The following is a 21,836-nucleotide window of genomic DNA, read 5'->3' on the forward strand; positions in this document are numbered from 1 at the left end:
CTCTTATTTAATTAGTTCCATTTTTCTGAGAAGTATCATTGTCATTGGTAGTTTATCTCTGTATTTCAAAAGCCAGCCATGCCCTCCCAGTAAAGCATCTAGACTTGTAAGTGACATCGAGTACTGCCCCTGAGATAAAACATCATTTATTAATGATGATGAGATAATATCTCTCTCGCTCCAGTCTACTCTTTTATTTTTATAGCATCGTATTGTTTTAGGAAGACAGGAATTAAGCCAGTCACATTCATGTTTATTTAGCCAATAGAAACTTGCATAACAACTTTCTTTGACTAACTTTCGTGTTATAGAAACGGATTGATTATGTATAAATCTTAATATTTTCTGCTTATGACGCCGTCTTAAAGAATCTTTTTTACATTTTTTACGCCATGAGCATAAACCGTAACAAGATGAAATTACAGAGGATACAGCTCCTTCCGATAATGAGTTTTTCTCAGCTATGGATGCCAGACTAAACCCCCTTACAGCCATAGACTTGATAAGCAATTCAGTGAATATATTAATTTTTGTGTTTCGCTTAAACACCCTCAGGTATTTTTTATAAATAAGTGTTTTAATGTAACATCTGCTGCGACTAAATTCCTTCCCAAGGTTGCTAACACTAGTATTATTTTCAACTATATGAAAACTGTATTTCTTATGACTTTTAAAGATTTCTTTCTTTTTATTAGTACGACTTCCTGCATACGTTGGCCAGCAAGTATTTAACAAACAATAACAAAGCAAAAGATGCTTTGTGGGATGCTGACAACATTTGTCTTTGAGTATAGGCTCCCAGTAATGATAATCAGTTAGGGATGTTGGTATAAGTCCCGATGAACCCTCCCCAAATAACTGGCACTTAGCATAAACATGTGCGTAGAATACATTTTTCTTTAAATTTCCATCCAATGATAATAAATTCAACTTTTTAAGTACATCCATGTAATTGGGGTGTGTAATATCTTTTCTTCTGATTATATTTAGGGACTCATAACAAAACTTAGCAAAATCGAAGTCTATCTCATTGCTAAGTTGTTCTGTATACGAAACAGGAGGCATCAGTCCAATACGTATGTGCGGTGAAGAAGGGACATGGATGCTTTCAAGCGCTACCGGATGCCGATGGCAGGTTGTAACCCCATGAAGCTGATGCGCCAGATGCCAATAAGTAACACCATAATGAAAAGTATCTTCACGAGCGCAAACCGGGCAAAACTTCAATAGTGTGCGCTGCCCTAGTGAAAAATTACTAAGGCGGCACAATCGATTAAGCCTGGCAGGGGTCGTGTTGAAATCCATAATTTCATTACGACTGATTGGTAGTGCCCAGGCAAAAAGAGGGAGTAAAGTCTGTTCATGCCAGAGCTGATCTGCACTTTCGGATGTATGAAGAGAAATAGCCTTTAATCCTGAATTGAGAATTGGATGGACGTTCATATCAGGTTTGTTGAAAATGATCGTTAACAGAGAAGATGGGGACATACCGTACACGGTAGTTGTCCGACAAAACCGGCTGAACAAGGATTCATCAGGCAAAACAGGCAACATTCTCATTTCCCACACCTCTCTTTGACCGTTACGAACTGTTACCTCATTACAATTTATTAAGTGGATCTATATTTATAAGCCCGCAACGCTGAAGAGCATCGTAGGTATTTTTCTTTTCAGCTGTTCTGTTGATAACAAGATCGTGGTCAAGAGACAGTATTTTCTCGTCGAAATTGCGCAAAACCTCGTCTATTTTTCCTACGAATTCCTTGTGCTGTGGCCTGTCTATATCCCCAGGGATCAAAGACTTTAGGGACTTCTCTGCCATGATTTTAGCCGAAGCATCACCCTCATTAGATGCAGAGAGCCATTTAGCTTCCTCATCTTCAGTCGCGGCCCCCGGGAGTGGAGTATCCTTATATTCCTCCGTATGACTCACGAGTACCGGTACAGAGGCCGACAAGACTGCGCCAGTGATGATTTCATTGCCGCTACCGATAACCTTTAATTGTGCCCCCCGATAAATCATCTGAGCCAATCCAATATTGCCTTTAGATAAAATGAATAATTTTTCGTTTAACTCATCATTTAATGGAGTTTCAACATTTGTCCATTGTAATGGCCATAAATAATGAATAAACGATTGCCAGTCTTGTGAATCGTATCTAACATTCTTAATTTTCATGTAACCACCAGACTCTGCCCGCCTGGCAATTCTCATTTTCTTTGTCAGCGTCTCGTCAAAAGGATGATTTCCACAAAAAACCATAGATACCCCCATGGAATCTACAATTTCATGTAAAAAATCAATCAACTTACTCTCACCCCCGGTTCTTGAAAATTTAAGCCTCTGCATTTCATCAATAACAAGGATACCCAAAAATGATGATTTAATTCTTTGTGCAATCTGGCGAGCCAGAGCACCATTTCTAATCTCAGGTGTAGTTCGTTCAATACCAATTGCATCATCTAATTTTTGTAAAATCTCTTCACAAAGGTCTCTCACACTTGAATTGTATGGACAATTAATCTTTACCCATACAATTTGCTTACTGAAGCCGGGAAAAACTCCTTTATAGCTGCTGTGTTCTATAATCTGAGGGAAATGATCCATGACTTGCTCAATCATGGTAGTTTTTCCAGAACCACTCATTCCAACTATCGTAATAGTTTCAGCCTGGGATTTAAAATATCCACTTTCTGGCTCAATATCAGGACGCTCATTTCCATAGTAATGAAGATATTGAATTGTTCCGCTTTTTAAAGGATTACGAGCTGCATAGCTTTCCCTAAGTGCCCGTAAGATCATCTTATAAGCCTGGATAAGATTGGTTTGAGGGCAACGGAATTTCTTTATACGTTCGACATACTGCTCTCTAACATTCGCCGGGGCAGTCCAGCGGATTTTTTCGTCAATTTCGGGGAAATAACTCATTTCCAGAAGTACTTCATCTTCCGTAAGCGCTTCAGGAAGTGCTTCAATTAAGGGATTGCCACGATACTCAGGTAACTCCTGTTCTTTATATATCGCTGAAACGCGCCGTATAAGATTCATTATTCTGCGTCCTCAGTCTTCTTCTTACCTTTTAACCATCTTTGTTTCTCCTCCCGGCCAGGCAAAAGCAGAACATTACTGGATGAAGGAAGTAGGGGTTCAGATCTTCCATTAGCAACATGAGTTCGCCCTAATGAATCAAGTTCATTTTTCCTGTTCTTTTTAATATCTTTACCATGTACCCGGCGAGATTCGTATATTTCATTTAATCTTTCGTTACCTTTCCTGTTAAATTCATCTTTATTATTGATATTGCTGAGCGAATCCAGAGTAAATAAATTAATTTCTTTTTGAGTATCTACCCAATCAGCCATTACATCTGTATCAAGATGAGCTTTCCCTTTAAATACATCTCTTTTCTTAAGTAGGTAATGTTTTTTGAAAATGCTATTTTTGTCAAATCTTACATATATATAATCTACGCAATTGTCATCTATTCTTGCTTCACAAGTGGTTCTTCCAAATACTCTGACACCTGATGCAATTTCAGGATCACATTCATAAAAAAGATTATTGTACTGAATCCCACCGGCGGTAATGTTAGCGTTCACAGGGATTAACAATCGTGCGATCACTTCGTCGGCCCCAACGGCTCTTGCGCTGAATCTCCCGTGCTTTAAGCTTATCATCCAACTATTTTTTGGTGATATTACGAGATCATTTTCAATCAGTAAGGGATTGATATAAGCCAGTTCCTCATACGTTCTCTGATTATGTGCAAGTATCTCCCGAATCAGTAAAGACGTGACCTCCTGAATCGTTAAACAAGCCCTGGATTGCGGTGTTGGCTCTCCTTTAACAATCTTTCCCCTTCGTGTTGTTCCAATAAGCCTATGAATAACCTCATCATTCAGAATGCCGAAACAGCGTTCAACAATGCTTTTTCTGTCGCCTCTACCGACTGGCGCAAACTCAAGTTTTGTCAGGGGGTCATCTCTTCCTGAGGTTTAAGACCAATCATCTCCCCGTTGTCACACATCAATGTTAATGGAATGTGAGAACAAGGCCAATCATCATCAGTAATAGAGATTCCAAATAATCTACAATATTCTTTTTTTGGCATAAAGCAATTTGCTAACGCTTGTCGGGCGGCTCGCCATGAAGCATGGTATAAAGAAACATGAAGGCCAACAATCATTCTTGTTGCACGATCCACCACTGTATAAATAGTAGGACGCCCAATGACTTTTCGTCTGTTTAAACTCGAAATAAGATGTACATCAGCGACAGTTGAGTCTATTTCGAAAACATCACCCGGCAAAACAGTTGTATTAGCCACACTACCTAAAAGCGCCCGCATTTTGAGGTCTATTTCTTTTTTCGTGTTCTTCTTATTTATCGAGAAATCTTTAGTGAAGAGTTTTTTATTCCAGTATGAAAATTGTTTTAAAGAAGGAACATATGGAGCTCTATTTTCTAGGTTTGCTGTTTTAATTTCATCCCTAAAATACAAATCAATATGTCTCTCTAATGTTTTCTTTATCGTATCTCCGTTAACTTTATAATGATACGTAATGAGAGATTTTCTAATATTATTTATATCTCTTTCATTAAGAATGAAAACACGTGATCGTTCATTAGGTAATGCTCTGTTTTTTTTGGAATTCCCAAGTTTAATTTCATGTTTGATTCTACTTTTCCCAGCGGCGCCACAGTTCGAGAATGCGGGTAGCAATGCATAAATATCCTGCCCATGTCGCCAATACAACGCCAGAAGCGTTCTGATAGTATATTGTGATATTTTTTTATTTCTTGAGTAATCCATTAAAAGGTGCGACTTTTTATGTAATGCATAGTCGAACAGAAACATTCTGTCATCTACAAGATCTTTAATGATATTGTAATTTTCATCTCGCCTTCCTCTGTCTTTATCTGTTAATTCTTTCTCATCTACTAACATATATGAAGGATATATATAATCTTTACAAGTTATGCTATTTGATTCAATATAATATTTAAACATTGAAAATGAGAAAGGGATTGGCTTACCCGTTCTTTCTGATTTTATTTTAAACAAAATTAACAAATCGACCTTTCTGTCAAAATCCAAAACACGGTAAAGTCCCTCTGCAAGCAAATCAGTGCCTTGAGAGAGCCAGACTGAATTCCTAATAATATCCATTTGCGTTCAGTCCTATATAGTGGTCATTGGAAATTATCTTTATCAGACCGGTTTCGAGTATTGGATATGATAAATCAACATTTATCATTTTTAATCCAATCATTGCCTGCAATAACATCATCGCTTCTTGTGCATCTACCCCAAAGATTGATGAAATCATTGCACGTAGTCCTACTATGGGATAAACATCTGGTTTAAGCTTCCATAGGATTTTATCAAGAGGATATTTATCATAAAATTCAGAACCATCTCTTAATACAGAAGTAGCCCAGCAAATGTTTTTACCGACGACGTTATTGAGTTCCGAGCCAACATAAATTTGAAACTCAACATCAATCAACTGCCAAAACATCCTCTCTATTTCAAGTTTTTGGGCTTCGCGTTCAGGTATGCTCTCGTTATGTTTTACTGCTATAGCTTTGTATCGAAGTCCGCCTTCAGGAGTTCTCAAGGTCAGTAAAAAATCGGTTGTCATAACATTCAGAACTTCGACAGGTACTCCTCTTACTCCCCTCACCATAGGATGTTGAAAATGTAGATGATTTGCTATTTGTTGGGTAAGCCGGAGAGGAAAGAGTGGGAATTGTTCCCGGATATCAATCACCGAGTCATTAAACTCAGCCAGATAGAAAAAGTTACTTTCGACAGAAGAAAGGAGATGATGGTTTCGAAACGTCTTAAGGCCAAAGACTATCGAACGGTTTCCACGGGATTTAACGTCCTGAGCTCTAAGCCAGGGCTGATAACTTTGGCCATAGCCCACTCCTATGCCGTCACCTAGCGCATTTTCATAATCCAAATAGGATTTGAGACGCCTACCCCTAGCCATGATCGTACCCTAAAAACGACATTGATACGTACCTATATGTGCATTTTATAGTCTCCAACCCTATAACCACACATTCAGTAAGTATACAACATTAGCGTCGTTTTTTGAGAATGGTTACAACTTTAGTGCTTTGTGTACAACTTTATTGTCCTCGGACAGGCGCTAAATCTTGCGCGCACGCCCAGGCACTCGACCATGCCCACTGGAAGTTATAGCCTCCCAACCAGCCGGTAACGTCCATAACTTCGCCGATAAAATAGAGTCCCGGCACTTTACGTGCTTCCATCGTGCGCGATGAAAGCTCATTGGTATCAACGCCGCCCAGCGTGACTTCAGCGGTACGATACCCTTCCGTACCGTTCGGCTGCACCCGCCAATCGGTCAGCGTCTCAACCAGCGTTTGTTGATCACGCACATTAAGCTGTTTCAGCGAGACGTCCGGGATTTGCCCTAACTGCTGTAAACATTCCACCAGCCGTTTTGGCAACTGCATAGCAAGCGTATTCTTTAAGCTCTGATTAGGGTGGGCGCTGCGTTGGTCATCGAGGAAGCTCGCAAGGTCAACATCCGGCAACAAATTAATGCTGACAAATTCGCCTGGCTGCCAAAAACTGGAAATCTGCAGTACGGCCGGACCAGAAAGCCCGCGGTGCGTAAAGAGCAGATTTTCACGAAAGACGGTGCCGTCCTCGGCGGTGATAACGGAAGAAACGGACACGCCAGAGAGCACCTGAAGCTGCTCCAGCAGTGGCTTATGCAACGTAAAGGGCACCAGTCCTGCGCGCGTTGGCAATACGTTCAGACCGAACTGTTCGGCAATTTTATAACCAAACGGCGTTGCCCCCAGACCCGGCATAGAGAGACCACCGGAGGCAATAACCAGCTTTTTCGTGCCAACGGTCATCCCGTTCAATTCGAGAATGAAATCATCACCCTCTCGCTCGACGCTCAGGACTTCGCTACGTAACCGCATAGTTACGTTACCTTTTTCACACTCGTCTACCAGCATATCGACAATTTGCTGTGCGGAATCATCGCAGAACAGCTGGCCTAGCGTTTTTTCGTGCCAGGCAATACCGTGTTTGCCCACCAGGTCGATAAAATCCCACTGCGTGTAACGCGCCAGCGCCGATTTGCAAAAATGGGGGTTTTGGCTCAAATAGGCGGCAGGCTCGACATAAAGATTGGTAAAGTTGCAGCGTCCCCCGCCAGACATGAGAATCTTACGCCCCGGCTTTTTACCATTATCAATCAGCAGTACGCGACTACCTGCTTGTCCTGCCTGCGCGGCACAAAACATACCCGCTGCGCCAGCGCCTATAATAACGGTATCAAACCTTTCCACGTTGCGATCCTCTCTAAAAAGCGGGTGTGAATTGTAAAGATTCCTCAGTGGTCGCACCAGCACCAAACTACCGATAAAGGGTATTTAACTGAAATATATAGGATAATTCTTTAGTGGTGTAAAACAAAGCAGGAGACAAATCAAAAAAACTCTATATTTCACTTTGCCCGCGCCGCCAAAGTCACTGATAATGCGCCGCGTTCATGTCCTCAAAATGGCGTAACGTCCTATGCTACATTTGTTTGCTGGCCTGGATTTACATACCGGGCTTTTACTATTGCTTGCTCTGGCTTTTGTGCTGTTCTACGAAGCGATTAACGGCTTCCATGATACAGCCAATGCTGTCGCAACCGTGATCTATACCCGTGCAATGCGTTCGCAATTGGCGGTGGTCATGGCTGCGGTGTTCAACTTCTTTGGTGTTTTGCTGGGCGGTCTCAGCGTGGCATATGCCATCGTGCATATGCTGCCAACGGATCTGCTGCTCAATATGGGATCGTCACATGGCCTCGCCATGGTGTTCTCCATGCTGCTGGCGGCAATTATCTGGAACCTGGGTACCTGGTACTTTGGTTTGCCTGCATCCAGCTCCCACACGCTAATTGGCGCCATTATCGGTATTGGTTTAACCAATGCGCTGATGACCGGCACTTCTGTGGTAGATGCACTTAACATTCCGAAAGTTATCGGTATTTTTGCCTCGCTTATCATCTCGCCAATTGTTGGTCTGGTGGTTGCAGGCGGTCTTATTTTCATTCTGCGTCGCTACTGGAGCGGTACAAAAAAACGTGCCCGTATCCACCTGACGCCAGCAGAACGTGAAAAGAAAGATGGCAAGAAAAAGCCGCCGTTCTGGACCCGTATTGCCCTAATCCTCTCCGCTATCGGCGTGGCGTTCTCTCATGGCGCTAACGACGGGCAGAAAGGCATTGGTCTGGTGATGCTGGTGCTGATTGGCGTAGCGCCTGCAGGCTTCGTGGTGAATATGAATGCTTCCGGTTACGAGATTACCCGTACTCGTGATGCCATCAATAACGTCGAAGTCTTCTTCCAGCAGCGTCCTGACCTCCTTAAACAGGCCACAGGCGTAGACCAGTTGATTCCGTCCCCGACGGACGCGGCACCAGCGACGACGACAGAGTTCCATTGCCACCCGGCGAATACCATCAACGCGCTGGAACGTGCGAAAGGTATGCTGGCGAACCTGGAAACCTACGACAAGTTAAGCGTCGAACAGCGTGGTCAGCTGCGTCGCATTATGCTGTGCATCTCTGATACCACCGATAAAGTGGTTAAGCTGCCTGGCGTAAGCACTGACGATCAGCGTCTGCTGAAGAAACTGAAAGCTGACATGCTGAGCACCATTGAGTATGCGCCTATCTGGATCATTATGGCCGTCGCACTGGCGCTGGGCATTGGTACCATGATCGGCTGGCGTCGCGTAGCCACCACCATTGGTGAGAAAATCGGTAAGAAAGGCATGACCTATGCCCAGGGGATGTCGGCACAGATGACTGCCGCAGTCTCTATCGGTCTCGCCAGTTACACTGGTATGCCCGTTTCCACCACCCACGTTCTCTCTTCTTCCGTTGCGGGGACGATGGTTGTTGATGGCGGCGGTTTACAGCGTAAAACGGTGACCAGCATTCTGATGGCCTGGGTCTTCACCCTGCCAGCCGCAATTCTTCTTTCCGGCGGGCTTTACTGGCTCTCTCTGAAGCTTATCTAAGCGAATGCACGGTAAAAAAGCGGGTCAGTTTTCTGACCCGCTTTTTTTGTATCTGTCGTTGGCATCAGTGCCAGATAATCAGCGCAACCATGCTGATTAGCACCAGGCCACATAGCGCGCTGGTGAGGATGAACTGACCGCGAACCCGCTCACAGCGGCGAATAAACTCATCATCATGATGATCGCGGTAACGCTGAGCGTAGATATACCACACCAGACGCATCTGCTTGTTCGGTTGCCCATGCGAGGTAAAAAAGCCCCCACCATCTACATACTGGTAAAGCAATGGATCGCAACCACGAAGTACCACTAACAGTGCGCGTAACGAAGAAAAATAGCGCGCCATATTAACAATGCAAACGACACATAAAGCCCAGAACAATGCAATGGTGCTTATCATACCTCCTCCCCGGCGACCCGCCCACGGAACTCCTTTCCGGGACTACCGCTCCCCGATACCCTGCCAAACCATTCAGTGAAGAGTACAGCCGAACCGTTCGTATTAGTATCACGCATCCGAACGCCTCTCTAGATAGTGTAGGAGATTAGTTAATTTTTTTGCCAGAAGGTTAATCGCTATCAATGCAATTAACTAAAAAATTTGTTTAACTGCTTGGCAAGCAAGGCGGATTGACGGATTATCCTGGTCGCTATAATGTAAGGATAGTCCTTATATGGTACGTTTTTACGACTGGGCTAGCCCCGCGCGCAAGGTTCGCAGGATGCGGATGACGCGGCGGCAGGTAAACGCCAGCAGGCTAGTCATCGACAACTTATGGAAGGAGTAACACTATGGCTTATAAACACATTCTTATCGCGGTTGATCTTTCTCCGGAAAGCAAAGTTCTGGTTGAAAAAGCGGTCTCTATGGCGCGGCCTTACAATGCTAAAGTCTCCCTTATCCACGTTGACGTAAACTATTCCGACCTGTACACCGGGCTTATCGACGTGAATCTGGGCGACATGCAGAAACGCATTTCTGAAGAAACCCACCACGCGCTAACCGAGCTTTCCACCAACGCAGGCTACCCTATCACCGAAACCCTGAGCGGTAGCGGCGACCTGGGTCAGGTTCTGGTTGATGCCATCAAAAAATACGACATGGATCTGGTCGTTTGTGGTCATCACCAGGATTTCTGGAGCAAGCTAATGTCCTCCGCGCGCCAACTGATCAACACTGTCCACGTCGACATGTTGATTGTTCCGCTGCGTGACGACGAAGAAGCATAAAACGCTGGCCGTCGGGAGATTACCCGACGCGCTACAAGTCGTTAAGCCTGTAAACGCCCGCCTTTGCGGGCGTTTTTGTTTTTATCATTCAGACACAATTAGTACATCAATCCAACAAATAAATCATAATTAGTGTGATCAACTAATTGGATCGAAAACCATCTCTATAATACTCTACTCCTGCGGCCAATAACCGCAGTCTATAACAAAATAAGACTTTTTCGGCGCGTTTAAGCATACGCGTTCATACTTTTCGGGATGGCTTTGAAAGGCGATGGAATATGAATAAAACTGCACCTACGGGCTTGCTGCAGCAACCTCGTCCGTTCTTCATGATCTTCTTTGTTGAATTATGGGAACGATTTGGCTATTACGGCGTTCAGGGCATCCTGGCGGTATTTTTTGTTAAGCAGCTCGGCTTTTCGCAGGAACAGGCATTTGTCACCTTTGGTGCATTTGCCGCGCTGGTCTACGGCCTGATCTCGATCGGCGGCTACGTCGGCGACCATCTGTTAGGTACCAAGCGCACGCTGGTACTCGGCGCCATTGTGCTGGCGATCGGCTACTTCATGACCGGGATGTCACTGCTTAAGCCCGACCTGATTTTTATTGCTTTGGGTACCATTGCCGTCGGTAATGGGCTGTTTAAAGCCAACCCGGCAAGCCTGCTGTCAAAATGCTATCCACCGAAAGACGCCCGTCTGGACGGTGCTTTCACCCTGTTTTATATGTCGATTAACATCGGTTCACTGCTGTCGTTGTCGCTGGCACCGGTGATTGCCGATAAGTTTGGCTACGCGGTGACCTATAATCTGTGCGGGGCCGGGCTTATTGTCGCGCTTTTGGTCTACTTTGCCTGCCGTGGAATGGTGAAGAATATCGGTTCAGAGCCGGACCATAAGCCTCTGAATTTCCGTAATCTATTCTGCGTGCTGGCTGGAACGATAGTGATGGTATTTATCTGCGCCTGGCTGATGCACAACGTGCAGATTGCCAACCTGGTGCTGATCGTACTGTCAATTGCCGTGACGATCATCTTCTTCCGTCAGGCCTTCAAACTGGATAAAACCGGGCGCAACAAAATGTTCGTGGCCTTTATCCTGATGCTGGAAGCGGTGGTGTTCTACGTCCTGTACGCGCAGATGCCAACTTCACTGAACTTCTTTGCTATCAATAACGTGCACCATGAAATTCTTGGTTTCGCCATCAACCCGGTAAGCTTCCAGGCGCTGAACCCGTTCTGGGTGGTACTGGCGAGTCCGGTACTGGCCGCAATCTATACCCGTCTGGGCAACAAAGGTAAAGACCTGACCATGCCAATGAAGTTTACGCTCGGTATGTTCCTGTGCTCGCTGGGTTTCCTGACCGCCGCTGCAGCCGGAATGTGGTTTGCCGATGCGCAGGGGCTGACGTCGCCGTGGTTTATCGTGCTGGTGTATCTGTTCCAGAGCCTGGGTGAACTGCTGATTAGCGCCCTGGGGCTGGCTATGGTCGCCGCTCTCGTGCCACAACACCTGATGGGCTTTATTCTCGGGATGTGGTTCCTGACCCAGGCAGCAGCCTTCCTGATGGGGGGTTATGTCGCGACGTTCACCGCCGTACCAGAGAACATCACCGACCCGCTGCAGACGCTGCCTATCTATACCAACGTCTTCAGTAAGATTGGTCTGGTGACCCTGGCCGTAACGGTGGTGATGGCGATTATGGTGCCATGGCTGAACCGCATGATTAATACGCCGAGCACCGAGCAATAACCTTCAGTGCCGGATGGCGGCTATTGCCCTATCCGGCATTTTCACTCACTACCCTTTACGCGCGTCTATCCACTCCTGCACTTCCACCACAAAGGTGTCCGGCGCTTTGCGGTACATTTTGCGCGCCAAGTCCAGAATCGTATGCTGACCGAGCGCTTCTTCCATCCGCTGCTGGGCCATGTCCATTACCGAACGCACACCACAAATGCCTTCACAGGCCCACTCTGGTGGATGTTCCTCAAATACCGCCAACCGCTGGCGAATTTCACGACATTCAAAGATGCGCTTATCACCATCAATAGCATTCACCACATCCAGTACAGTGATGTGTTCAGCAGGTTTAGCTAACTGGAAACCACCGCCCTTGCCTTCAATGCTGCGCACCAGACCCGCTTTGGACAGACGGGTGAAAATTTTTGCCAGATAGTCATATGGCACACTTTGCAGTTCGGCAATTTCCCGCACGCTCATATCCCTCGCGTCGCCCTTACTATCGACCATACACATCAGGCTATGAATGCCGTACTCAACCCCAGAACTGTAGAATGCCATTCTCTTATCTCAGTCAAAATTAATCTGAGTTTATTGTAGCTTTTTCGTTTCACTCATTCCAGACAGCAAAGTAACCCCTCTTCACAATAAAAATTTAAATACATATTTATCAAATAGATAATAAAAAACCCTCACCCTTTGAAGCAAAAAGGATCTCGATCGCATTGCAATTCTTAACTACGACAAATAAAATCCGAGTAAATAATTCGTAGTCACCAGTGAGAAAACTCCAATGCGTAAACAAATTCTGATCGTGGGCGCCGGCTTTGCCGGTATGTGGGCAGCATTAAGCGCCGCACGACTGGCGGATAAACATCAGCAGGCCATTGATATTACAGTAATTGCGCCACAGCCAGAGCTGCGTGTCCGCCCACGTTTTTATGAAAGCGCCGTTCATACGCTGGTCGCACCACTGCAACCGCTGTTTGACGTTACCGGCGTCAACTTCCTGCAAGGTCACGTCGAGCAAATCCTCCCGGACTCTAAAGAGGTGAGCTGGAAAGATGCCAACGGTGACATTCATCTGCGCCGCTACGACCGCCTGGTGCTTGCCAGCGGAAGTCACGTAAACCGCGACGCCGTCACCGGTGCCGCCGAGCACGCGTTTGACCTCGACCAACTTGAGAGCGCCGCCGTACTGGAGCAGCACATTAACGATCTGGCATTACAACCGGAAAGTGAGGCTCGCAATACGGTAGTGGTCTGCGGCGGCGGCTTTACCGGCATTGAAATGGCGCTGGAATTACCAGGTCGTTTGCGCGAAATATTGGGCGCTGATGCTAAGACCAGAGTTGTCGTAGTTGAACGCGGCGCTCAGCCGGGCGGACGCTGGAGCCAGGAATTACGTGACGTGATTATCGAAGCCTCTGCTGAACTGGGTGTCGAGTGGCTGGTCAATGCAGAAGTAGAGTGCGTGGATGCCTCTGGCGTCACGCTAAAAGATGGACAGGTGATTTCTTCCCAGACAGTTATCTGGACCGTCGGCGTTCAGGCTAATAGCCTGACAGCACAGATTAACGCCCCGCGCGATCGCCAGGGCCGTCTGCATGTAAATGCCAATCTGCAGGTTGTGGGTCACGATGATATCTACGCCACTGGCGATGTAGCCTACGCCGCCACCGACGACAAAGGCAATCATGCGCTGATGACCTGCCAGCACGCCATCTTGCTGGGTAAATTTGCCGGTAATAACGCCGCGGCAGACCTGTTAAACATAACACCACTGCCATATCGTCAGGAAAACTACGTCACCTGCCTGGATCTTGGTGCCTGGGGTGCGGTGTATAGCGAAGGATGGGATCAGCAGGTGAAACTGACGCGCGCAGAAGCGAAAAAGCTGAAGGTGTCGATTGTCAGCGAGCTGATTTACCCGCCGAAGGCGGACCGCGCGGTAGCGTTTGAGATTGCCGATCCGCTGGCACCGTTTGTTTAACCCGTGATGCCGGATGCGGCTACCGCCTTATCCGGCCTACTAACGGCACCGAGCTGTAGACCCGATAAGGGCACTATAGCTGACCATCTGGCCTATGCCGTTCCCGCATAAATATCGAACCGATGCCCTTTTGTAACTACCGCGTTCGGCGTTGCTACGTCGGCCAGCGGCGGCGCGTAGTCCGGACGTTTCACCACCACTCGTTTGGTGGCTAACTGACGAGCAGGCTCCAGCAGCCCATCCGCATCCAGATCCGGCCCCACCAGCGACTGAAACACACGCATCTCTTTTTTCACCAGCGCGCTTTTCTGCTTATGCGGGAACATCGGGTCGAGGTACACCACCTGCGGGCGAGGTGTGATATCGGTTAACGCCGTCAGGCTCGACGCGTGAATCAACTGCAAACGCTCCTGCAGCCACGGACCGATTTCCGGGTCGGCATACCCGCGCGCCAGGCCATCGTCAAGCAGCGCAGCAACCACCGGGTTTCGTTCCAGCATTCGTACGCGACAGCCTACCGAGGCCAGTACAAACGCATCGCGCCCCAGCCCTGCGGTTGCATCGACCACATCCGGCAGGTAATCGCCTTTAATGCCGACCGCCTTCGCCACCGCTTCACCGCGGCCACCGCCAAATTTGCGCCGATGGGCCATCGCACCGCCCGCGAAATCCACGAAGATACCGCCGAGTTTAGGTTCGTCACGTTTGCGCAGTTCCAGATGTGCTGTCGTCATCACCAGCGCCATCAGGTTATCTTCATCGTGTTCCAGTCCCCAGCGGGCGGCCAGAACAGATAAGGCGCCGTCTCCGGCGCCTGTTTCATCAATTAAGCAGATTTTCAATTCCGCTTTACCCTAAATAATTCGAGTTGCATCAAGACAACAAGTGAAGGAATCCCTGGGAACGTACAAATAGTACGTGACCAGGGTGAGTGAGCGCAGTTGCCGAAGAGGCAGCTTGAAGTATGACGGGTAAATCAGGCTTTAATCCCGTAATGCTCCAGCATTGCATCCAACTGTGGCTCGCGGCCACGGAAGCGTTTGAACAGTTCCATCGGCTCTTCAGAACCGCCACGGGTGAGGATGTTATCGAGGAACGATTGTCCGGTTTGACGGTTGAAAATCCCTTCATCTTCGAAGCGAGAGAAGGCATCCGCCGCCAGCACGTCGGCCCACAGATAGCTGTAGTAACCCGCCGCGTAGCCCCCTGCAAAAATATGGCTGAAGGCATGCGGGAAGCGGCCCCAGGTTGGGCCCGGCACCACGGCGACCTGTTTCTTGATTTCCGCCAGCGTATCGAGGATTTTCGCCCCTTGCTGCGGGTTAAATTCCGCGTGCAGACGGAAATCAAACAGACCGAACTCCAGTTGACGCAGAATAAACAGCGCCGCCTGGTAGTTTTTCGCCGCCAGCATTTTATCCAGCAGTTCCTTCGGCAGCGGTTCGCCGGTTTCATAATGGCCGGAGATAAACGCCAACGCTTGTGGCTCCCAGCACCAGTTTTCCATAAACTGGCTCGGCAGTTCGACCGCATCCCATGGCACACCGTTGATACCGGAAACGCCCGCGGTTTCGATACGGGTCAGCATATGGTGCAGACCGTGGCCGAACTCGTGGAACAGGGTAATCACTTCATCGTGGGTAAACAGCGCAGGTTTACCGTTCACCGGACGGTTAAAGTTACAGGTCAGGTAGGCAACCGGTTTTTGCAACGTGCCGTCACTTTTACGCATCTGGCCGACGCAGTCATCCATCCACGCCCCGCCGCGTTTATGTTCACGGGCATACAGGTCGAGGTAGAAGCTGCCGCGCAGCTCGTTGTTTTCGTCGTACAGCTCGAAGAAACGAACTTCCGGGTGCCAAACGTCAACATCGGTGCGCTCTTTGGCAGTGATGCCATAAATACGTTTAACCACTTCAAACAGACCGTTAACGGCTTTGTTCTCCGGGAAATAAGGACGAAGCTGCTCGTCGCTGATGCTGTAGAGGTGCTGTTTTTGTTTCTCGCTGTAGTAAGCGATGTCCCACGGCTGAAGCTCATCAACGCCAAATTCCGCTTTCGCAAAGGCGCGCAGTTGAGCCAGCTCTTTCTCCCCCTGCGGACGGGCACGTTTCGCCAGATCGGTCAGGAAGTCGAGGACCTGCTGCGGGTTTTCCGCCATTTTGGTAGCCAGAGATTTAAAGGCGTAGCTTTCAAAGCCCAGCAGTTGCGCCAGTTCGTGGCGCAGCGCGAGGATCTCTTCCATTATCGGGCTGTTGTCCCATTTGCCAGCGTTCGGCCCCTGGTCAGACGCGCGCGTGGAGTAAGCGCGATACATCTCTTCACGCAGTCCCTGGTTGTCACAGTAGGTCATCACCGGCAGGTAGCTTGGGATATCCAGCGTTAACAGATAGCCTACCTGCTCTTTGGCTTCCGCCTGGGCCTTCGCCGCAGCCAGCGCGCTTTCCGGCATACCAGCCAGCTCGGCTTCATCGGTGACTAACTTCGTCCAGCCCATCGTGGCATCAAGGACGTTATTGCTGTACAAGTTGCCGAGCTCAGACAGACGGGTGGCGATTTCACCATAGCGCTGCTGTTTTTCCTTCGGCAGACCAATACCAGAAAGCTCAAAATCGCGCAGCGCGTTATCGACCGCTTTTTTCTGCGCGGTACTCAGGGTGGCGTAATGATCGCCATCACGCAGGTCGCGGTACGCTTTGTACAGGCCTTCATGTTGTCCAACCCAGGTGCTGTATTCAGACAGCAGCGGTAGCGTTTGTTCGTAGGCTTCGCGCAGTTCCGGGCTGTTTTTCACCGAGTTCAGGTGGCTAACAGGAGAGAAAATACGCCCCAGCACATCGTCAACTTCCGCCAACGGCTGGCAGAGATTTTCCCAGGTGTACGGCGCGCCCTGCGCAACCACTCGTTCAACGTTTTCGCGGCAATCGTTCAGCGCCTTAGTGACGGCAGGCACGACATGCTCAGGCTGAATTTTAGAAAACGGCGGCAGTTCGAAGGGAGTCAGCAATGGATTGGTCATTAGCGCGGTCCTGTTGAAAAGAGTGAATGAAGCGCGTATCCGGCGCTGTGCATATTAATTTGTACAATGGGGTTAAGTGTAGAGGATTTCAATGCTAACCGTGACGGAAAGACGCCCGGTGGTGCTGCGCTTACCGGGCCTACGGGTAATCTGTGCCGATCTGCTGTAAACTGTGGCAAATCGTCATTTCAGCGGAATTTCATTACCCATGCTCAGTTATCGCCACAGTTATCACGCAGGCAACCACGCCGACGTCCTGAAACACACCGTCCAGAGCCTGATCATTGAATCGCTCAAAGAGAAAGAAAAACCGTTTCTCTATCTGGACACCCATGCTGGCGCTGGCCGTTATCAGCTGAGCAGTGAGCATGCCGAACGTACCGGTGAATATCTGGAAGGGATCGCCCGTATCTGGCAGCAGGACGATTTGCCTGCCGAACTGGAACCCTACATTGGCGTAGTGCAACACTTCAACCGTAGCGGTCAGTTGCGCTACTACCCGGGCTCTCCGTTAATTGCTCGCCAGCTGCTGCGCGAACAGGATAGCCTGCAATTAACTGAACTGCACCCGAGCGACTTTCCCCTGCTGCGCGGCGAATTTCAGAAAGATGAGCGCGCACGCGTGGCCAAAGCCGATGGTTATCAGCAGCTGAAAGCAAAATTGCCGCCGGTTTCACGTCGTGGGCTGATCCTTATCGATCCACCCTACGAAATCAAAAGCGACTACCAGGCGGTGGTCACCGGTATTAACGAAGGCTACAAGCGTTTCGCGACCGGCACCTATGCGCTGTGGTATCCGGTGGTTCTGCGCCAGCAAATCAAGCGCATGATCCACGATCTCGAAGACACCGGCATCCGCAAAATTCTGCAAATTGAACTGGCGGTGCGCCCGGACAGCGATCAGCGCGGTATGACAGCGTCTGGCATGATTGTGATTAACCCACCGTGGAAGCTGGAGCAGCAGATGAACAACGTTTTGCCGTGGTTGCACAGCAAACTGGTTCCGGCAGGAACCGGTCATACCTCGGTAAGCTGGATCGTGCCGGAGTAATCGCAGCCATCGGTGGAACCTTTTAATATCAGGTATACAATCGCGAATATTTTGGCGGATGGCGTAACGCGTCTCCGCCCTACAATGAACATGAAGGAGCGGTCATGACCAAGCACTATGATTACATCGCTATTGGCGGCGGCAGCGGCGGTATTGCCTCCATTAACCGTGCAGCAATGTATGGCCAGAAATGCGCACTTATTGAAGCCAAAGAGTTAGGCGGAACCTGCGTTAACGTGGGCTGCGTACCAAAGAAAGTGATGTGGCATGCCGCCCAGGTTCGCGAAGCGATCCACATGTACGGGCCGGATTACGGTTTCGACACCACCATCAATAAGTTCGATTGGGATAAACTGATCGCCACACGTACCGCTTATATCGATCGTATTCATACCTCGTACGACAATGTGCTGGGCAAAAATAATGTCGATGTGATTAAAGGTTTTGCCCGCTTTGTGGATGCCAAAACCATTGAAGTGAACGGTGAAACCATTACTGCCGATCATATTTTGATTGCTACCGGCGGTCGCCCGAGCCATCCGAACATTCCGGGTGTGGAATACGGGATCGACTCCGATGGCTTCTTTGAGCTGCCCGCGCTGCCGAAGCGCGTTGCGGTCGTCGGCGCAGGTTACATCGCCGTTGAGCTGGCAGGCGTGATTAACGGCCTGGGTGCCCAAACGCATCTGTTCGTGCGTAAACACGCGCCGCTACGCAGCTTCGACCCGATGATCGTCGACACGCTGGTTGAGGTGATGAACGCCGAAGGCCCGACTCTGCATACTCACGCGATTCCGAAAGCGGTCGTTAAAAACGCTGACGGCAGCCTGACCCTGCAACTGGAAGATGGTCGTAGCGAAACGGTAGATTGCCTGATTTGGGCAATTGGTCGTGAACCAGCCACCGATAACTTCAACCTGGCAGTTACTGGCGTGAAAACCAACGAAAAAGGCTACATCGTCGTTGATAAATATCAGAACACCAGCGTGCCGGGAATTTATGCCGTCGGCGATAACACCGGTGCCGTTGAGCTGACGCCGGTTGCTGTTGCCGCGGGCCGTCGCCTGTCTGAGCGTCTGTTTAACAACAAACCGGACGAACATCTGGACTACAGCAATATCCCGACCGTGGTCTTCAGCCATCCGCCAATTGGCACCGTCGGCCTGACCGAGCAGCAGGCTCGTGAACAGCACGGCGATGACCAGGTGAAAGTGTATAAATCATCATTTACCGCGATGTATACCGCTGTCACCTCACATCGTCAGCCGTGCCGCATGAAGCTGGTTTGCGTCGGTCCGGAAGAGAAGATTGTCGGTATTCACGGTATTGGTTTTGGAATGGATGAAATGCTGCAAGGCTTCGCGGTCGCACTGAAAATGGGCGCAACCAAGAAAGACTTTGATAACACCGTTGCGATTCACCCAACGGCAGCAGAAGAGTTCGTTACCATGCGTTAATCGCACTTCATGAGTGTTAAAGGGCAAAGAGGGGTTAGCTCTTTGCCCTTAGTTACGTTTCCGCTATCAGTTCAAAAGTTGCAGCAGATAGCGGATCTGCTCCAGCAACGCGATTAACGCTCCCAGAACGATGATTGCTTTATCAATCACCCGTTTTCTCCATCAGATGGAGTGAGAATGCACCCGCTTACTCATCCATTGCCTGTCACGGGGCATGCTCCATTGTTAGATGATAACTATCTCACCCCGGCCAGAGCATCGGCCAACGGCACCACCCGTTTCGCCGATCAGGACTTAGAAAGCGTTTAGCGCGCGTCCGGAAGGGATAAGTTACAGAGCTAACTGGATAAGTATACAGTTCTTTTAATCGTAACTGCCAGCGCATTCTTGCAATAGTACCGTTAAGGTAATAGGATTGAAGCGTTAGATGATAACTATCTCACTTCGGCCAGAGCCACCAACTCGGGCTGAAGCGTAAAAAAACCGACGTGAAGTCGGTTTTTTTACGTCCGAATCAGGACCAGGGCAAAGTCTATTTACCCTGCATATACGGCGTATACACGCCGTTTAAGCTTTCGAGGAACGCCACGATATCGTCGATATCTTCCTGCGGCAGTTCTTTACCCACCTGATAACGCAGCATCAGTTTTACCGCACCGTCGAGCGTAGGCACATCACCTCGATGGAAATAAGGCGCGGTCAGCGCAACGTTACGCAAGCCAGGGACTTTTTGACGCAGCTTGTCACGTAGTTCATTAGTGACGTTCATGCGGCCAATATCTGCGGCAGTGACCTCGCCGAAATTAAAGTCCTTTTTCAAACCCAATGGCTCAAATGAACGCCCGCCTAAAATAATACCGCCATGACAGGTCGCGCACTTATTATCTTTAAACAACTGATAGCCATGTTTCTGCTGGGCAGTTAACGCCGCTTCATCGCCGCGTAGCCATTTATCAAACGGCGAATTTGGCGTAATTAGCGTTTTCTCAAACTCAGCAATCGCATCGGTAATATTATCTCCGCTGAATCCCTGCGGATAAACCGCGATAAACTCTTGTTTGAGTTGCGGATCTTTATCCAGTTTCTGAATAATTTCATCCCAGGATTTAGACGCCATCTCGATAGGGTTCAACGGCGGGCCGCCTGCCTGCGCCTGCAATGTTGGTGCTCGACCATCCCAGAATTGTTCCACGTTGAAGACAGAGTTAAATACCGTCGGCGCGTTGATAGGACCAACCGCGCCGCCTACGCCGATTGACGTTTTGCGACCATCTACGCCGCCCGCATTCAGGGCATGGCAGTGCGCGCAAGAAATCGTGCTGTCACCGGAAATACGCGGGTCGTGGTAAAGCGTAAAGCCTAGCGCCACTTTGCGGGCATCGGTCGGAATGCTTTCCGGTATCGGCTGCACAGGCTCGTTACGATGCTGCGCGGCGGTATCGTTACTGGCGTAATACTGCTCGCGCTGTTTCGCAATCCAGCCCAGGATCTCTGCTCGCTCCGTATCGCTTACCTTGCCGGCCCAGTGCAGTGCGGTATAACGCGTCGGCGGCATGGTGTCGTACTGCATCACCCATTCAATTTTATTCAGGTCGCTTTGCGAAACGGGTTTATCTACGACCAGCGCCGCACGAACGGCCTCAAGATTGAATGATTTGTATCCCAGTTGAATATCGTAATTCATCAACTGCTTAGCGACAGGAAAAGAAGAATAGAAAGGTAATTCAGCTGAAGGCGTGTGACAATAATCGCATCCTTTTTCGCGTAAAAAACCTAATACTTTATTATTTTCTTCCAGCGTAGAGGCCTGAACATCTGCCTGTTTACTACGTTGATTATCGTGATACCACACATAACCGGATAATCCAAAATAACAAATCACGACACCAGCTATGGCTATCGCGGTAAGACGGGTAATGATTTTCATTATTTTACCCTCACCGTTGTGAGTTATTGTGACCCAGAAAAATTAGAATAATGAGTGCATAGTCTTTATCAGACTTAACCATCATAGAAAGTAAGGGATTTATTATTTTGATAAGTATCAAGCAATTACATGGAGGATAACTATCGATAGAATAGCCTGTGCCTATTACGGAGATAAGCCGTTATGGTTTTCCGTTCACACCTCGTTGCAATCGAATGTTCTGAAAATGAAATATCTTCAGGTCACGCAGAATTATGAATTCTTCATTATATTCATTGGGATAGTCTTATTTTCTAAATAATATGCAGCACTAAAACGTGATCAACCGCACGCTTTACTC

The 21,836-nt window shown here is 48.4% G+C and carries 17 protein-coding genes and 1 pseudogene; 7 read left to right on the plus strand and 11 right to left on the minus strand.

Annotated elements, in window-relative coordinates; genetic code table 11:
• Window positions 1-3: 3 nt before the first annotated feature.
• From WN16_RS02325 to WN16_RS02345, 5 genes and pseudogenes are all read right to left on the minus strand, one after another.
• Complete coding sequence (locus WN16_RS02325) at window positions 4-1,560, minus strand: TnsD family Tn7-like transposition protein (protein WP_001493477.1); 1,557 nt, start codon at window positions 1,558-1,560, stop codon at window positions 4-6.
• A 40-nt stretch (window positions 1,561-1,600) separates the two neighbouring features.
• Window positions 1,601-3,049 carry an ATP-binding protein gene (locus WN16_RS02330; protein WP_001049180.1) on the minus strand — a complete coding sequence of 483 codons (1,449 nt, stop codon included), beginning with the start codon at window positions 3,047-3,049 and terminating at the stop codon, window positions 1,601-1,603.
• A pseudogene (locus tag WN16_RS02335) lies at window positions 3,049-5,171 on the minus strand (transposase). The gene WN16_RS02330 and the pseudogene WN16_RS02335 overlap by 1 nt, the downstream one beginning before the upstream one ends.
• Window positions 5,158-6,000, minus strand: a complete 843-nt coding sequence (locus tag WN16_RS02340) for a TnsA endonuclease N-terminal domain-containing protein (RefSeq protein ID WP_000090707.1) — start codon at window positions 5,998-6,000, stop codon at window positions 5,158-5,160. The pseudogene WN16_RS02335 and the gene WN16_RS02340 overlap by 14 nt, the downstream one beginning before the upstream one ends.
• Window positions 6,001-6,142: 142 nt before the next feature.
• Complete coding sequence (locus tag WN16_RS02345; protein ID WP_046155123.1) at window positions 6,143-7,345, minus strand: NAD(P)/FAD-dependent oxidoreductase; 1,203 nt, start codon at window positions 7,343-7,345, stop codon at window positions 6,143-6,145.
• Between the two features lie 229 nt (window positions 7,346-7,574).
• Here WN16_RS02345 and pitA point away from each other — a divergent pair, with 229 nt between their 5' ends.
• Window positions 7,575-9,074, plus strand: a complete 1,500-nt coding sequence (pitA, locus tag WN16_RS02350) for an inorganic phosphate transporter PitA (RefSeq protein WP_003023373.1) — start codon at window positions 7,575-7,577, stop codon at window positions 9,072-9,074.
• Between the two features lie 64 nt (window positions 9,075-9,138).
• On the opposite strand, the gene uspB is transcribed toward pitA, so the two are convergent.
• On the minus strand, window positions 9,139-9,474 hold the full coding sequence (gene uspB / locus WN16_RS02355) for a universal stress protein UspB (RefSeq protein WP_003023371.1): 336 nt from the start codon (window positions 9,472-9,474) through the stop codon (window positions 9,139-9,141).
• A gap of 392 nt (window positions 9,475-9,866) precedes the next feature.
• Between uspB and uspA the strand changes: the two genes are divergently transcribed.
• Both uspA and dtpB read left to right on the plus strand, forming a co-directional pair.
• On the plus strand, window positions 9,867-10,304 hold the full coding sequence (gene uspA / locus WN16_RS02360) for a universal stress protein UspA (RefSeq protein WP_003023368.1): 438 nt from the start codon (window positions 9,867-9,869) through the stop codon (window positions 10,302-10,304).
• A 281-nt stretch (window positions 10,305-10,585) separates the two neighbouring features.
• Window positions 10,586-12,058 carry a dipeptide/tripeptide permease DtpB gene (gene dtpB, locus WN16_RS02365; protein WP_044702793.1) on the plus strand — a complete coding sequence of 491 codons (1,473 nt, stop codon included), beginning with the start codon at window positions 10,586-10,588 and terminating at the stop codon, window positions 12,056-12,058.
• A 48-nt stretch (window positions 12,059-12,106) separates the two neighbouring features.
• Here the strand turns inward: dtpB and WN16_RS02370 are convergent, their stop codons facing one another.
• Entirely contained in the window at window positions 12,107-12,610 is a 504-nt protein-coding gene (locus WN16_RS02370) for an Rrf2 family transcriptional regulator (RefSeq protein ID WP_003023361.1), read from the minus strand.
• Between the two features lie 232 nt (window positions 12,611-12,842).
• On the opposite strand from WN16_RS02370, the gene WN16_RS02375 reads away from it, so the two are divergent.
• Window positions 12,843-14,042 (plus strand): NAD(P)/FAD-dependent oxidoreductase, encoded by a 1,200-nt coding sequence (locus tag WN16_RS02375; protein ID WP_003846157.1) that lies wholly within the window; start codon window positions 12,843-12,845, stop codon window positions 14,040-14,042.
• Window positions 14,043-14,134: 92 nt separating this feature from the next.
• Here the strand turns inward: WN16_RS02375 and rsmJ are convergent, their stop codons facing one another.
• Both rsmJ and prlC read right to left on the minus strand, forming a co-directional pair.
• A complete protein-coding gene (gene rsmJ, locus WN16_RS02380; protein WP_003846155.1) occupies window positions 14,135-14,884 on the minus strand; it encodes a 16S rRNA (guanine(1516)-N(2))-methyltransferase RsmJ in 750 nt (249 codons plus the stop codon).
• Window positions 14,885-15,018: 134 nt separating this feature from the next.
• Window positions 15,019-17,061 (minus strand): oligopeptidase A, encoded by a 2,043-nt coding sequence (gene prlC / locus WN16_RS02385; RefSeq protein ID WP_044702794.1) that lies wholly within the window; start codon window positions 17,059-17,061, stop codon window positions 15,019-15,021.
• 208 nt (window positions 17,062-17,269) lie between these two features.
• Between prlC and WN16_RS02390 the strand changes: the two genes are divergently transcribed.
• A complete protein-coding gene (locus WN16_RS02390) occupies window positions 17,270-18,112 on the plus strand; it encodes a 23S rRNA (adenine(2030)-N(6))-methyltransferase RlmJ (RefSeq protein ID WP_003023347.1) in 843 nt (280 codons plus the stop codon).
• Window positions 18,113-18,216: 104 nt separating this feature from the next.
• On the plus strand, window positions 18,217-19,569 hold the full coding sequence (gene gorA / locus WN16_RS02395; protein ID WP_003837777.1) for a glutathione-disulfide reductase: 1,353 nt from the start codon (window positions 18,217-18,219) through the stop codon (window positions 19,567-19,569).
• A gap of 66 nt (window positions 19,570-19,635) precedes the next feature.
• Here the strand turns inward: gorA and dinQ are convergent, their stop codons facing one another.
• On the minus strand, window positions 19,636-19,719 hold the full coding sequence (gene dinQ, locus WN16_RS02400) for a damage-inducible type I toxin DinQ (RefSeq protein ID WP_103790847.1): 84 nt from the start codon (window positions 19,717-19,719) through the stop codon (window positions 19,636-19,638).
• Between the two features lie 27 nt (window positions 19,720-19,746).
• Here dinQ and WN16_RS24660 point away from each other — a divergent pair, with 27 nt between their 5' ends.
• Entirely contained in the window at window positions 19,747-19,878 is a 132-nt protein-coding gene (locus WN16_RS24660) for a hypothetical protein (protein ID WP_005122496.1), read from the plus strand.
• Window positions 19,879-20,101: 223 nt separating this feature from the next.
• Here WN16_RS24660 and WN16_RS02405 read toward each other — a convergent pair whose 3' ends face one another.
• Window positions 20,102-21,496 (minus strand): cytochrome-c peroxidase, encoded by a 1,395-nt coding sequence (locus WN16_RS02405; RefSeq protein ID WP_044702795.1) that lies wholly within the window; start codon window positions 21,494-21,496, stop codon window positions 20,102-20,104.
• Between the last annotated feature and the right edge of the window lie 340 nt (window positions 21,497-21,836).

The sequence above is a fragment of the Citrobacter sp. ABFQG genome, from assembly GCF_004322975.1.
In the GTDB taxonomy this organism is placed as follows: domain Bacteria; phylum Pseudomonadota; class Gammaproteobacteria; order Enterobacterales; family Enterobacteriaceae; genus Citrobacter; species Citrobacter freundii.

What these genes read in the sequence shown, in the direction of transcription:
- WN16_RS02325 (WP_001493477.1), bottom strand. Translation starts at nt 1,560, where the DNA reads ATGAGAATGTTGCCTGTTTTGCCTGATGAATCCTTGTTCAGCCGGTTT.
- WN16_RS02330 (WP_001049180.1), bottom strand. Translation starts at nt 3,049, where the DNA reads ATGAATCTTATACGGCGCGTTTCAGCGATATATAAAGAACAGGAGTTA.
- WN16_RS02340 (WP_000090707.1), bottom strand. Translation starts at nt 6,000, where the DNA reads ATGGCTAGGGGTAGGCGTCTCAAATCCTATTTGGATTATGAAAATGCG.
- pitA (WP_003023373.1), top strand. Translation starts at nt 7,575, where the DNA reads ATGCTACATTTGTTTGCTGGCCTGGATTTACATACCGGGCTTTTACTA.
- uspB (WP_003023371.1), bottom strand. Translation starts at nt 9,474, where the DNA reads ATGATAAGCACCATTGCATTGTTCTGGGCTTTATGTGTCGTTTGCATT.
- uspA (WP_003023368.1), top strand. Translation starts at nt 9,867, where the DNA reads ATGGCTTATAAACACATTCTTATCGCGGTTGATCTTTCTCCGGAAAGC.
- dtpB (WP_044702793.1), top strand. Translation starts at nt 10,586, where the DNA reads ATGAATAAAACTGCACCTACGGGCTTGCTGCAGCAACCTCGTCCGTTC.
- WN16_RS02370 (WP_003023361.1), bottom strand. Translation starts at nt 12,610, where the DNA reads ATGGCATTCTACAGTTCTGGGGTTGAGTACGGCATTCATAGCCTGATG.
- WN16_RS02375 (WP_003846157.1), top strand. Translation starts at nt 12,843, where the DNA reads ATGCGTAAACAAATTCTGATCGTGGGCGCCGGCTTTGCCGGTATGTGG.
- prlC (WP_044702794.1), bottom strand. Translation starts at nt 17,061, where the DNA reads ATGACCAATCCATTGCTGACTCCCTTCGAACTGCCGCCGTTTTCTAAA.
- WN16_RS02390 (WP_003023347.1), top strand. Translation starts at nt 17,270, where the DNA reads ATGCTCAGTTATCGCCACAGTTATCACGCAGGCAACCACGCCGACGTC.
- gorA (WP_003837777.1), top strand. Translation starts at nt 18,217, where the DNA reads ATGACCAAGCACTATGATTACATCGCTATTGGCGGCGGCAGCGGCGGT.
- WN16_RS24660 (WP_005122496.1), top strand. Translation starts at nt 19,747, where the DNA reads ATGCACCCGCTTACTCATCCATTGCCTGTCACGGGGCATGCTCCATTG.
- WN16_RS02405 (WP_044702795.1), bottom strand. Translation starts at nt 21,496, where the DNA reads ATGAAAATCATTACCCGTCTTACCGCGATAGCCATAGCTGGTGTCGTG.